Here is a 13,046-nt window from a genome sequence, read left to right as displayed (position 1 = left end):
TTAAACATCAGCAGCCGGACCGCCGATCGGTGTTTCCGGACGCTCATCCTGAATCACCGGAGGCGGAGGCGTACCCGTGCCACCTGTCCAGTCACGCGGCTCACGTGGCGTACGACCCGCCATGATGTCGTCGATCTGCTCGGCATCAATGGTTTCGTACTTCATCAGCGCATCAGCCATGGCATCCAGCTTGTCACGGTTGTCCGTGAGGATCTGCTTGGCCGTGCCGTAACACTGGTCGATGATGCTGCGCACTTCGGAGTCGATAAGTTTGGCTGTCTCACCGGAGAAGCTGGCATTCTGACCACCACCACCGCGACCGAGGAACACTTCGCCCTCTTCTTCGGCGTACATCAGCGGACCGAGTTTTTCCGACAGGCCCCACTTGGTCACCATGTTCCGCGCAATCTGACTGGCACGCATGATGTCGTTGGAAGCGCCGGTGGTCACACCATCGAAACCAAGGGTCATCTCTTCGGCGATACGGCCACCGTACAGCGAGCAGATCTGGCTGATCAGCGCACGCTTGGACAGACTGTAACGATCCTCTTCAGGCAGGAACATGGTCACGCCCAGCGCACGGCCACGCGGAATGATCGAAACCTTGTAGACCGGATCATGCTCAGGCACAACGCGCCCAACGATCGCATGGCCCGCTTCGTGATAAGCAGTGTTCTGTTTCTCTTTCTCGGACATGACCATGGATTTGCGCTCGGCGCCCATCATGATCTTGTCTTTGGCCAATTCGAACTCTTTCATTTCAACGATGCGCTTTCCGCTACGTGCCGCGAACAGCGACGCTTCGTTGACCAGGTTGGCCAGATCGGCACCGGAAAAGCCTGGGGTACCACGGGCGATAACGGCTGGAGCCACGTCATCACCCATTGGCACTTTCCGCATGTGAACCTTGAGAATCTGCTCGCGACCGCGGATATCCGGCAAACCTACAACGACCTGACGGTCGAAACGGCCCGGACGCAGCAGCGCAGGGTCAAGTACGTCAGGACGGTTGGTGGCAGCGATCACAATGATGCCGTCATTCATTTCGAAGCCGTCCATCTCTACCAGCAACTGGTTGAGGGTCTGCTCACGCTCGTCGTGACCGCCGCCCATGCCGGCGCCACGGTGGCGACCGACGGCGTCGATTTCGTCAATGAAGATGATGCACGGCGCGTGCTTCTTGGCCTGCTCGAACATGTCGCGAACGCGGCTTGCACCAACACCCACAAACATTTCAACAAAGTCGGAACCGGAGATGGTGAAGAACGGCACTTTCGCTTCGCCGGCAATCGCCTTGGCCAGCAAGGTTTTACCGGTACCCGGAGGGCCGACCATCAATACGCCGCGAGGAATACGACCGCCGAGGCGCTGGAACTTGCCCGGATCACGCAGGAACTCAACCAGCTCACCAACTTCTTCCTTGGCTTCGTCGCAACCAGCAACGTCAGCCAGCGTGGTCTTCACCTGGTCTTCGGAGAGCAGGCGTGCCTTGCTCTTGCCAAAGCTCATCGGTCCGCCCTTGCCGCCGGCACCGCCCTGCATCTGGCGCATGAAGAACATGAACACCGCGATGATCACCAGGATCGGGAAGCTGGCCACCAGAAGTTGAGTCCAGATGCTTTGCTGCTCAGGCTGCTTGCCTTCAACCACAACGTGATTGTCGACCAGGTCGCCGATCAGGCCGTTGTCCTGGATCGCCGGACGAATGGTCTTGAAGCTGTCGCCATCGTTGCGCTTGCCGGTAATCACATAGCCGTCAACGGCTACGCGCTCGACCTTGCCATCCTTGACCTGCTGGATGAAGTCGGAATAGTTGAGGGTCTGCGGCTCGTTAGGGCTGGAGAAGTTGTTCATCACCGTCACGAGGACTGCCGCGATGATCAACCACAGGATCAGATTCTTTGCCATATCGTTCAATTAACTACCCTCTGAAGCAAGCTCCGCTACTGGCGCGCGCTTCGCATGATATTCACCGGCCTAACTTACTACATTACCTACAACTCTTGCAGGCGCCGTCTGTAACCCTTTGTGAAACACTTTCTACACAATATTCGCTTATGCACGCGGGGCAAAATACGAAAAACCTATCGCCCCGGCAAAAAACCTCGTTTTACTCATTACCGCCACGGTAACCCCAAGCCAGCATGTATTGCTCGCGGGAGCTGCCACGGGAGGAGTCCGGCTTGATCATCTGGATCTTGTCGAACTTCTTCCGAGCATCCTTCAGGTAGACATCAAAACCTTCGCCCTGAAAAATCTTGATCACAAAATTACCACCCGGCTTGAGTATCCGCTCCGCCAGATCAAGCGCCAGCTCGCAAAGGAACATGGCTTTTGGCATGTCCACTTCAGGCGTACCACTCATATTGGGGGCCATATCGGAAATCACAAGGTCCACCTGTGAATTACCCACGGCTTCAAGGATTCGCGCGAGCACTTCGTCCTCGGTGAAATCACCCTGAATAAAGGTCACGTCAGGGATACTGTCCATCTCCAGGATGTCCGAAGCGATCAGTCGCCCCTGACCACCGATCAGCCGGCTGGTGACCTGCGACCAGCCGCCGGGCGCCGCACCCAGGTCGACAACGCTCATGCCGGAACGGATCAGCTTGTATTTCTCCTGGATCTCCAGAAGCTTGTAACTCGCACGCGAGCGGTAGCCATCCTTCTGCGCCTGCTTCACATAAGGATCGTTGACATGTCGTTTCAGCCAACCAAGGCTTGTCTTGGAACGCGCCATTGGGCACCTCGATAATAAGGGTCGTGATTAATTGGGCGGATCCACGAACCCTCGGGTAAAATGGCCGCCATTTTACAGAATCCAGACGAAAGGGTCAGATTATGCCGCTCACTCCAGAGCAGAAGAAACAGTACAAATCCATTGGCCACCACCTGAAACCGGTTTTGACGGTGGCGGACAACGGTCTGACTGAAGGTGTATTAGCCGAACTTGAACGCGCCTTGGCGGATCACGAGCTGATCAAGATCAAGCTCAACATCCTCGACCGCGAGTCGCGCCTGGCGCACATTGCAGAGCTGTGCAAGGTCGGCAAGGCTGATCTGGTACAGGTCATCGGCAAGATGGCGCTGGTTTATCGCAAGAACTTCAGCGTCAACAAGCAGCTGTCGAACGTTCATCGCTTCAAGTGATGGCAAGGGTCAAGGGTGTGCTTCGCGCACCCTGCCACTCCATCCCGGTAGCGGCTGCAACACCAGCACCAGTCCAGAGAAGCCCAACAGCAGAAAACTGAATGCCTGCCAGCGCTGCGCTTGCGGCCAGCCGACATGCACGGCGACAAACATCGCACACGCATACAGTGCCATCAACAACACCTGCCCGCGAAAATCCCGCCACAGACTGGCAAGGCCCTCGGCCCGTACCAGCACCAAAGCCTGAAAAATCACGCAGGCCGCGGCAAAAATCACCAGCGACACTTCGAACGCATCGGCAATCTCATCGATCAGCAACGGTGCCAGACCAATCTTGCCCAGCACCGGTCGCAAACCGAGATGAATCAGCCAGAAGCCGCCGACCCACAACGTCTGGGTCAGCTGCCAAAGCATGGTGCCCGCACGTAGCGGGCGCCTGCCTTCAGATGTGACGGACTTCGACAATCTCGTACTCGATAACACCACTCGGCGTTTTCACGGCAACCACGTCACCCTCTTCCTTGCCGATCAAGGCACGGGCCAAGGGCGAGCCGACCGAAATCTTGCCGAGTTTGAAGTCAGCCTCATCCTCACCCACGATGTGGTAAGCGACGCTTTCATCCGTCTCGACGTTGGCGATTTCGACAGTGGTACCGAAGATCACTTTGCCGGTGTGCGGAATGGTCGTGACATCAATGATGACCTGATTCTGGATCCGGCCTTCGATATCACGGATCCGCGCCTCGACCATGCCCTGCTGTTCGCGGGCGGCATGGTATTCGGCGTTTTCCTTCAGATCACCCAGCTCGCGAGCCGTACCGATGTCCTGGCTGAGCTTCGGACGAACGACCTTGGTCAGGTGAGCGTGTTCTTCTTCCAGGGCTTTTGCGCCCTGGACGGTCATTGGGTACTTGATCATGCCTTCAATCCTGCGTGTAGATCCTGCAAGCGGCGTACGGTCTTCTCGGGACCGAACTTCAGCGCTTCACAGATAGCTTCGCCCGCAGCAATGGTAGTGGTGCAGTAGATCTTGTGCTGCAGGGCATTACGACGAATGGAGTAGGAATCAGCGATCGACTGACGACCTTCGGTGGTGTTGATGATCAGGGTGACTTCGTCATTCTTGATCATGTCGACCACGTGCGGACGCCCCTCGGTCACCTTGTTCACGCGGCGCACTTTCAGGCCTGCGGCTTCGATCAGCTTGGCAGTACCGGCAGTGGCGACCACTTCGAAGCCCAAGTTGATCAGATCACGGGCCACGCCTGCAACCAGCGGCTTGTCATCGTCACGCACGCTGATGAACGCGGTACCGCCGGTCGGCAGCACTTCGCTCGCGCCCATCTGGGCCTTGGCGAAGGCTTCACCGAAGGTGTCGCCGACGCCCATCACTTCACCGGTGGACTTCATCTCCGGGCCGAGGATCGGGTCAACGCCAGGGAATTTGGCGAACGGGAACACCGCCTCTTTCACGCTGTAGAAGTTCGGGATGATTTCCTTGGTGAAGCCGATTTCCTTCAGGGTCTTACCGGCCATGACGCGTGCAGCGATCATTGCCAGGGAAACACCGATGCACTTGGACACGAACGGTACGGTACGCGAAGCGCGCGGGTTGACTTCGATGACGTAGATGTCTTCGCCCTGCAGGGCCAGTTGCACGTTCATCAGGCCGACAACGCCCAGCTCCAGGGCCATTTTCTTGACCTGTTCGCGCATCTCGTCCTGGATGTGCGCCGGCAGCGAGTACGGCGGCAGCGAGCACGCGGAGTCACCGGAGTGAACGCCCGCCTGTTCGATGTGCTGCATGATCGCGCCGATCACCACGTCTTTGCCGTCGCAGACCGCATCCACGTCCATCTCGATGGCGCAGTTGAGGAAGTGGTCGAGCAGCACCGGGCTGTCGTTGGACACCTGCACCGCATCACGCAGGTAGCGCTTGAGTTCGTCTTCCTTGTAGACGATTTCCATCGCGCGGCCGCCCAGTACGTAGGACGGACGCACCACCAGCGGATAACCGATTTTCGCGGCAGCGCGAACGGCTTCGTCTTCGCTGCGCACGGTGGCGTTTGGCGGCTGACGCAGGTTCAGGCGCTCAACCATTTGCTGGAAGCGCTCACGGTCTTCGGCGCGGTCGATGGCGTCAGGGCTGGTACCGATGATCGGCACGCCAGCGGCTTCGAGGGCACGCGCCAGTTTCAGCGGAGTCTGGCCGCCGTACTGGACGATCACGCCTTTCGGCTTCTCGACGCGGCAGATTTCCAGTACGTCTTCCAGGGTTACCGGCTCGAAGTACAGACGGTCGGACGTGTCGTAGTCGGTGGAAACGGTTTCCGGGTTGCAGTTGACCATGATTGTTTCGTAGCCGTCTTCGCGCAGTGCGAGGGCGGCGTGTACGCAGCAATAGTCGAACTCGATGCCCTGGCCGATACGGTTCGGACCACCACCCAGAATCATGATCTTGTCGCGACCGGACGGCGCGGCTTCGCACTCTTCCTCGTACGTCGAGTAGAGATACGCGGTGTCGGTGGCGAACTCGGCGGCACAGGTGTCAACGCGCTTGTAGACCGGGAACACTTCCAGTTTTTGACGGTGCGTACGCAGGTTCTTCTCGGTCACACCCAGCAGTTTGGCCAGACGCTGATCGGAGAAGCCTTTGCGCTTGAGCTTGAACATCAGGTCGCGGTCGATAGCGGACAGACCGAGGGTCTTGACCTTCTCTTCTTCCTTGATCAGATCTTCGATCTGCACCAGGAACCACGGGTCGATCATGTTCATGCCGAAAATGTCTTCGACGGTCATGCCGGCGCGGAATGCGTCCGCTACGTACCAGATACGCTCGGCGCCCGGCACGGTCAGCTCGCGCTTGAGGATGCTCATGCTTTCCGGGTTGCTCAGGTCGAGCTTCTCGTCCAGCCCGCAAACGCCCACTTCCAGACCGCGCAGGGCTTTCTGCAGGGATTCCTGGAAGGTGCGGCCGATGGCCATGACTTCACCGACCGACTTCATTTGCGTGGTCAGGCGCGCGTCAGCCTTGGCGAATTTCTCGAAGGCGAAACGTGGCAGCTTGGTCACAACGTAGTCGATCGACGGCTCGAAGGACGCCGGGGTCTTGCCGCCGGTGATGTCGTTGGACAGTTCGTCGAGGGTGTAGCCCACAGCCAGTTTGGCCGCGACTTTGGCAATCGGGAAACCGGTGGCTTTCGAAGCCAGTGCCGAGGAACGCGATACGCGCGGGTTCATCTCGATCACAACCATGCGGCCAGTGTCCGGGCAGATACCGAATTGCACGTTGGAGCCGCCGGTCTCGACGCCGATCTCGCGCAGTACCGCCAGCGAGGCGTTACGCAGGATCTGGTATTCCTTGTCGGTCAGGGTCTGTGCCGGAGCAACGGTGATCGAGTCACCGGTATGCACGCCCATCGGGTCGAAGTTCTCGATCGAGCAGACGATGATGCAGTTGTCCTTTTTGTCGCGGACAACTTCCATTTCATATTCTTTCCAGCCGATCAGCGATTCGTCGATCAGCAGCTCTTTGGTCGGCGACAGGTCCAGACCGCGGGCGCAGATTTCTTCGAACTCTTCCCGGTTGTAGGCAATACCGCCGCCGGTGCCACCCATGGTGAAGGACGGACGGATGATGCATGGGAAACCCAGACGCTCGAGAACGGCATTGGCTTCTTCCATGCTGTGGGCAATACCGGAACGCGGGCATTCCAGGCCGATGGATTTCATGGCCTTGTCGAAACGCGAACGGTCTTCAGCCTTGTCGATGGTGTCGGCGTTGGCACCGATCATTTCCACGCCGAACTTTTCCAGAACGCCTTCGCGCTCCAGATCCAGGGCGCAGTTCAGTGCAGTCTGGCCACCCATGGTTGGCAGCACCGCGTCCGGGCGCTCTTTTTCGATGATCTTGGCCACGGTCTGCCACTTGATCGGCTCGATGTACGTGGCGTCAGCCATGTCCGGGTCGGTCATGATGGTGGCCGGGTTGGAGTTCACCAGGATGACGCGGTAACCCTCTTCGCGCAGGGCTTTGCAGGCCTGGGCGCCGGAGTAGTCGAATTCGCAGGCCTGGCCGATAACGATCGGGCCAGCGCCGAGAATCAGGATGCTTTTAATGTCTGTACGTTTTGGCATGGGTTTGTCACTCAAATCCGCAGGTCAGTCGGCAAGCCGTCTTGATCGATTTCTGAAGCCCTGAGGGGCGCCACCGGTGTCGGGGCCGCCCTCGAGGGCTTCTCGCTACAGTCTCAAGGCGAACGCTTAGCGTCGCTTGGCCATCTCGTTGATGAAGCGGTCGAACAGGGGCGCCACATCGTTCGGGCCCGGGCTCGCTTCAGGGTGGCCCTGGAAGCTGAACGCGCTCTTGTCGGTGCGCTCGATGCCTTGCAGGGTGCCATCGAACAGCGATTTGTGGATCGCACGCACGTTGGCCGGCAGGGTCGCTTCGTCAACCGCGAAACCGTGGTTCTGGCTGGTGATCATCACGACGCCTGTGTCCAGATCCTGTACCGGGTGGTTGGCACCGTGGTGGCCATGGCCCATTTTCAGGGTCTTGGCGCCGGAGGCCAGAGCCAGCAGCTGGTGACCAAGGCAGATACCGAAGACCGGAATCTCGGTTTCCAGCACTTCCTTGATCGCCTTGATCGCGTAGTCGCAAGGCTCCGGATCACCAGGACCGTTGGACAGGAACACACCGTCCGGCTTGAGCGCCAGCACGTCGGCTGCCGGGGTTTGCGCCGGCACCACGGTCACGCGGCAGCCGCGCTCGACCAGCATGCGCAGGATGTTCAGCTTGACGCCGTAGTCGTAGGCAACCACGTGGTATGGCAGCTCGGACGCTTCGAGGGTCGCGTGACTGTCGGTCTTCAGATCCCAGACAGTGGAGCGCCATTCATACTTTTCCTTGGTGCTGACGACTTTCGCCAGATCCATGCCCTTCAGGCCCGGGAAGCCTTGCGCAGCAGCAATGGCAGCTTCTTCGGAGATGTTGTCGCCAGCCATGATGCAGCCGTTCTGGGCGCCTTTTTCACGCAGGATGCGGGTCAGGCGGCGGGTGTCGATACCGGCGATTGCCACAACGTTGTTGGCTTTCAGGTAGTCGGACAGGGACATCGTGTTACGCCAGTTGCTCGCTACCAGCGGCAGGTCACGGATGACCAGGCCAGCGGACCATACGCGGTCGGACTCGGCATCTTCCGGCGTGGTGCCGGTGTTGCCGATGTGCGGGTAAGTCAGGGTAACGATCTGTTGGGCGTAGGAAGGATCGGTAAGGATTTCCTGATAGCCGGTCATTGCGGTGTTGAACACCACCTCACCAACGGTTTGACCGTCGGCTCCAATGGCTTCGCCGCGAAAAATGCTGCCATCAGCAAGGGCGAGTATGGCTGGCTTAGTCAAGAAGACCTCCCGTAAATAACGCATGAAAGGGCAATCGCAGGTTGTAAAAAAGCGGAGTGACGTATGGACACGTCACCCCGCTTCTTCACTGAATTATTCTGCGCGCTTTTAGTGGACACACTAAAGCTGTAGCTTACAGAAAAAGGCTTTTTTGGTCCACCGCTAAAGAGCCTAAAAGGCCGGAGAATGCGACAGGGCGTCGCGCGGTGGAGAAAAACCAGCGCAAACCGGGCGTTTGCGCTGGGTAAAACATTCAATCAATGCAGGTCGAGCACGTCCTGCATGTCATACAGACCCGGCTCGCGGCCATCCAGCCACAACGCCGCACGCACCGCGCCCTTGGCGAAGGTCATGCGACTGGAAGCCTTGTGCGTGATCTCCAGGCGCTCGCCTTCGCAGGCAAACAGCACGGTGTGATCACCGACCACATCACCACCGCGAACGGTGGCGAAACCAATGGTTTCCCGCTCGCGCGCCCCGGTGTGACCTTCACGACCATAGACCGAGACTTTCTGCAGATCACGATCCAGCGCATCGGCAATCACTTCACCCATGCGCAGCGCCGTGCCCGAAGGCGCGTCAATCTTGTGCCGGTGATGCGCCTCGATGATCTCGATGTCGGCATCGTCGCCCAGCACCCGGGCAGTCATTTCGAGCAGCTTCAGCGACAGGTTGACCCCGACACTGAAGTTGGCCGCAAACACGATCGGAATATCCTTGCCCGCCTCGGCCAGCAGTTGCTTCTGCGCAGCGTCGAGCCCGGTGGTGCCGATGACCATGGCCTTGCCAGCCTTGCGACAGAACGCGAGGTTTTTCAACATCACTTCCGGCAGGGTGAAGTCGATCAGCACATCGAACTCTTCAGCCACCGATTCGAGGTTGCCGGACAACGGCACACCGATACGACCCAGCGAAGCCAGCTCACCGGCGTCCACTCCGATCAGCGTACTGCCGGGACGAACGATCGCCGCAGTCAGGCCGGTCAATGGCGCGCGCTGTTGCACGGCTTCGACCAGAATCTTGCCCATGCGCCCGGCGGCGCCCATCACAGCTATACGTCGCATGCCGACTCCTTACAGATCGCCGAAGAAGCGCTTCACACCATCGAACCAACCAGTGGTTTTCGGCGAGTGGCTGTTATCGTCCGCCAGCGAGCTGCGGAATTCTTCGAGCAGTTCGCGCTGACGACGATTCAGATTGACCGGGGTCTCGACCGCTACGCGGCACATCAAGTCGCCCGCACCACCGCCACGCACCGGCGCCACGCCTTTGCCGCGTACACGGAACTGCTTGCCGGTCTGGGTGCCTTCGGGGATTTTCAATTTGACGCGACCGTCGAGGGTCGGGATTTCCAGCTCGCCGCCGAGCGCCGCATCAACAAAGCTGATCGGCACTTCGCAGAACAGGTGCTTGCCATCGCGCTGGAAGATGTCGTGCTCGCGCACGTTGATCACCACGTACAGGTCGCCGGTCGGGCCGCCCTGGGTGCCCGCCTCGCCCTCGCCGGACAGACGAATGCGGTCGCCGGTATCAACACCAGCCGGCACTTTGACCGACAGGGTCTTGTATTCTTCGACGCGACCGTCGCCGTGGCAGGAATCGCACGGATCGGAAATGATCTTGCCTTGGCCATGGCAGCGCGGGCAGGTCTGCTGCACCGAGAAGAAGCCCTGCTGCATGCGCACCTGACCAATGCCGCCGCAGGTCGGGCAAGTCGATGGCGACGAGCCTTTCTTCGCGCCGGAACCATCGCATGGCTTGCAATTGACCAGTGTCGGAACGCGGATATTCACGGTGGTACCGCGTACCGCTTCTTCCAGATTCAGCTCCAGGGTGTAGCGCAAATCGCTGCCGCGCTGGGCGCCGCCACGGGAACCGCCGCGACCGCCACCGAAGAAGTCACTGAAGACATCGCCAAAGATGTCAGAGAAATTCTGCCCGCCGAAACCGGCACCACCGCCACCCATGCTTGGGTCGACGCCAGCATGACCGTACTGGTCGTAGGCCGCGCGCTTGCTCGAATCGGACAATACTTCGTAGGCTTCGTTGGCCTCTTTGAACAGTTCTTCCGACGCTTTGTCATCGGGATTACGGTCCGGGTGGTGCTTCATCGCCAGGCGACGATAGGCCTTTTTCAGGTCTGCATCGCTTGAACCACGCTCGACACCCAATACTTCGTAATAGTCACGCTTTGCCATAAGTCTTTGCACTCTTGAGGACGTTCGGCAAACCCCTCCTGAGGATGGCCAAACTCGTTGAGCCCCAATACAGGCCCGGACCCAACTCACGTCAATTCAACGATCCTGGTCTTTGTTTCTTGTGGTACTTGCGGCACGAAAAGCAGGAGCATTCCCGGCCATACCAACAGCATGCAAGGCTTGTCGCATGCTGTAAAAATTCACGTATTCCAGATACGCCAACGCGGGAGCAAGCTCCCGCGCGGCGACATCCTACCAGTCACCGCCGCAAGGCAGTCAACCGGCCGACCAACAACTTACTTGTGGTCTTTGACTTCTTCGAACTCGGCATCGACAACATCGTCAGCCTTTTCAGCTTTCTCGTCGTGCGGCGCCGCGCCTTCAGCAGGCTGAGCCTGTTCGGCGTACATCTTCTGGGCAACCGGAGCCGAGACTTTCGACAGCTCTTCGATCTTCGCTTCGATGGCAGCCTTGTCGTCGCCTTTCACAGCGGCTTCCAGTGCAACCACGGCAGCTTCAATCGCGGTCTTCTCTTCGGCGCTGACCTTGTCGCCCGCTTCGGTGACCATTTTGCGAGTCGAGTGAACCAGTGCGTCACCCTTGTTACGGGATTCAGCCAGCTCCGCGAACTTGCGGTCTTCCTCGGCGTTCAGCTCGGCGTCGCGAACCATCTTCTGAATTTCTTCATCCGACAGACCGGAGTTGGCCTTGATGGTGATCTTCTGCTCTTTACCGGTCGCCTTGTCTTTCGCGCCAACGTGCAGGATGCCGTTTGCGTCGATGTCGAAGGTCACTTCGATCTGCGGCACGCCACGTGGAGCAGGTGGAATGTCGGCCAGGTCGAATTTGCCCAGGGACTTGTTCTGCGCAGCTTGCTTACGCTCACCCTGCAGGACGTGAATGGTCACGGCGCCCTGGTTGTCGTCGGCAGTCGAGAACACTTGCGATTTCTTGGTAGGAATCGTGGTGTTTTTCTCGATCAGCGCGGTCATCACGCCACCCATGGTTTCGATACCCAGGGTCAGCGGGCTGACGTCGAGCAGCAGAACGTCTTTCACGTCACCGGCCAGAACGGCGCCCTGAATCGCAGCACCCATGGCAACCGCTTCGTCCGGGTTCACGTCTTTACGTGCTTCTTTACCGAAGAAATCGGTCACCAGCTTCTGTACCAGCGGCATACGGGTCTGACCGCCGACCAGAATCACGTCGTTGATCGCGCCAACGTCGATACCGGCGTCTTTCATGGCGATACGGCAAGGTTCGATGGTGCGCTGAACCAGGTCTTCAACCAGTGCTTCGAGCTTGGCACGCGAAATCTTCACATTCAGGTGCTTAGGACCGGTGGCGTCTGCAGTGATGTACGGCAGGTTGACGTCGGTCGACTGCGCGGACGACAGCTCGATCTTGGCTTTCTCAGCGGCTTCTTTCAGGCGCTGCATGGCCAGCGGGTCACCTTTGAGGTTCATGCCGCTTTCTTTCTTGAATTCGTCAACGAGGTAGTCGATCAGACGAATGTCAAAGTCTTCACCGCCGAGGAAGGTGTCACCGTTGGTGGCCAACACTTCGAACTGGTGCTCGCCGTCAACCTCAGCGATCTCAATCACCGACACGTCGAAAGTACCGCCACCCAGGTCGTAAACGATCACGGTGTGATCGCCCTTGGCCTTGTCCATACCGTAAGCCAGAGCCGCTGCGGTTGGTTCGTTGATGATACGTTTAACGTCCAGACCGGCGATGCGGCCGGCGTCTTTGGTCGCCTGACGCTGGCTGTCGTTGAAGTAGGCCGGAACGGTGATCACCGCTTCAGTCACAGGCTCGCCGAGGTAATCTTCGGCAGTCTTCTTCATCTTCTTCAGGATTTCAGCCGAGATTTGTGGCGGCGCCATTTTCTGGCCGTTCACTTCAACCCAGGCGTCGCCGTTGTCAGCCTTGGCGATTTTGTACGGGACCATCTTGATGTCTTTCTGTACGACTTCTTCGTCGAACTTGCGACCGATCAGACGCTTCACCGCGTACAGGGTGTTGTGCGGGTTGGTCACTGCCTGACGCTTGGCCGACTGACCAACGAGGATTTCACCATCGTTGGCGTAAGCGATGATCGACGGCGTGGTGCGCGCGCCTTCGGCGTTTTCGATAACTTTGGCTACGCCGTTTTCCAGCACGGAGACGCAGGAGTTGGTAGTCCCCAGGTCGATACCGATAATTTTGCCCATGTTCACTCTCCCGAAACTTTGGATTTTGTTGCCGCAGCAGTGGTGGCTAACTGCGGTAATACTTAAACGCTTGACTTCTAAATGG

General features: G+C 58.7%; 10 protein-coding genes. 1 reads left to right on the top strand and 9 read right to left on the bottom strand.

The genetic code is table 11. The features are described from left to right. Positions 1-1,908, bottom strand: coding sequence for an ATP-dependent zinc metalloprotease FtsH (gene ftsH, locus AC193Q_RS24125; RefSeq protein ID WP_027610779.1), 1,908 nt, complete (start codon positions 1,906-1,908; stop codon positions 1-3). A gap of 202 nt (positions 1,909-2,110) precedes the next feature. Continuing rightward, positions 2,111-2,740, bottom strand: a complete 630-nt coding sequence (gene rlmE, locus AC193Q_RS24120; RefSeq protein WP_003221536.1) for a 23S rRNA (uridine(2552)-2'-O)-methyltransferase RlmE — start codon at positions 2,738-2,740, stop codon at positions 2,111-2,113. A 101-nt stretch (positions 2,741-2,841) separates the two neighbouring features. Here rlmE and AC193Q_RS24115 point away from each other — a divergent pair, with 101 nt between their 5' ends. Next, positions 2,842-3,150, top strand: coding sequence for a YhbY family RNA-binding protein (locus tag AC193Q_RS24115; protein WP_003221534.1), 309 nt, complete (start codon positions 2,842-2,844; stop codon positions 3,148-3,150). Positions 3,151-3,159: 9 nt separating this feature from the next. Here AC193Q_RS24115 and AC193Q_RS24110 read toward each other — a convergent pair whose 3' ends face one another. The 7 genes from AC193Q_RS24110 to dnaK form a co-directional block, all read right to left on the bottom strand. Then, positions 3,160-3,564 carry an MFS transporter gene (locus AC193Q_RS24110; protein ID WP_483878895.1) on the bottom strand — a complete coding sequence of 135 codons (405 nt, stop codon included), beginning with the start codon at positions 3,562-3,564 and terminating at the stop codon, positions 3,160-3,162. A gap of 28 nt (positions 3,565-3,592) precedes the next feature. Next, positions 3,593-4,069 (bottom strand): transcription elongation factor GreA, encoded by a 477-nt coding sequence (greA, locus tag AC193Q_RS24105; protein WP_041066788.1) that lies wholly within the window; start codon positions 4,067-4,069, stop codon positions 3,593-3,595. Next, positions 4,066-7,287 (bottom strand): carbamoyl-phosphate synthase large subunit, encoded by a 3,222-nt coding sequence (gene carB / locus AC193Q_RS24100; protein WP_047291165.1) that lies wholly within the window; start codon positions 7,285-7,287, stop codon positions 4,066-4,068. Before carB ends, greA begins: the two co-directional genes overlap by 4 nt. Positions 7,288-7,413: 126 nt before the next feature. Continuing rightward, positions 7,414-8,550, bottom strand: a complete 1,137-nt coding sequence (gene carA, locus AC193Q_RS24095) for a glutamine-hydrolyzing carbamoyl-phosphate synthase small subunit (protein ID WP_047291163.1) — start codon at positions 8,548-8,550, stop codon at positions 7,414-7,416. Between the two features lie 257 nt (positions 8,551-8,807). Next, a complete protein-coding gene (dapB, locus tag AC193Q_RS24090) occupies positions 8,808-9,614 on the bottom strand; it encodes a 4-hydroxy-tetrahydrodipicolinate reductase (protein WP_483878894.1) in 807 nt (268 codons plus the stop codon). Between the two features lie 9 nt (positions 9,615-9,623). Then, a complete protein-coding gene (gene dnaJ / locus AC193Q_RS24085; RefSeq protein ID WP_003221522.1) occupies positions 9,624-10,748 on the bottom strand; it encodes a molecular chaperone DnaJ in 1,125 nt (374 codons plus the stop codon). A 296-nt stretch (positions 10,749-11,044) separates the two neighbouring features. After that, a complete protein-coding gene (dnaK, locus tag AC193Q_RS24080; protein WP_003221521.1) occupies positions 11,045-12,961 on the bottom strand; it encodes a molecular chaperone DnaK in 1,917 nt (638 codons plus the stop codon). Positions 12,962-13,046 lie beyond the last annotated feature (85 nt).

It is taken from the genome of Pseudomonas sp. F2 (genome assembly GCF_057174385.1).
The sequence above is the reverse complement of the archived record's forward strand: the minus strand, read 5'-3'. Positions and strand labels throughout refer to the sequence as shown.

Coding starts and splice junctions, on each gene's coding strand:
- ftsH (WP_027610779.1), bottom strand. CDS start 1,908: ATGGCAAAGAATCTGATCCTGTGGTTGATCATCGCGGCAGTCCTCGTG.
- rlmE (WP_003221536.1), bottom strand. CDS start 2,740: ATGGCGCGTTCCAAGACAAGCCTTGGTTGGCTGAAACGACATGTCAAC.
- AC193Q_RS24115 (WP_003221534.1), top strand. CDS start 2,842: ATGCCGCTCACTCCAGAGCAGAAGAAACAGTACAAATCCATTGGCCAC.
- AC193Q_RS24110 (WP_483878895.1), bottom strand. CDS start 3,564: ATGCTTTGGCAGCTGACCCAGACGTTGTGGGTCGGCGGCTTCTGGCTG.
- greA (WP_041066788.1), bottom strand. CDS start 4,069: ATGATCAAGTACCCAATGACCGTCCAGGGCGCAAAAGCCCTGGAAGAA.
- carB (WP_047291165.1), bottom strand. CDS start 7,287: ATGCCAAAACGTACAGACATTAAAAGCATCCTGATTCTCGGCGCTGGC.
- dapB (WP_483878894.1), bottom strand. CDS start 9,614: ATGCGACGTATAGCTGTGATGGGCGCCGCCGGGCGCATGGGCAAGATT.
- dnaJ (WP_003221522.1), bottom strand. CDS start 10,748: ATGGCAAAGCGTGACTATTACGAAGTATTGGGTGTCGAGCGTGGTTCA.
- dnaK (WP_003221521.1), bottom strand. CDS start 12,961: ATGGGCAAAATTATCGGTATCGACCTGGGGACTACCAACTCCTGCGTC.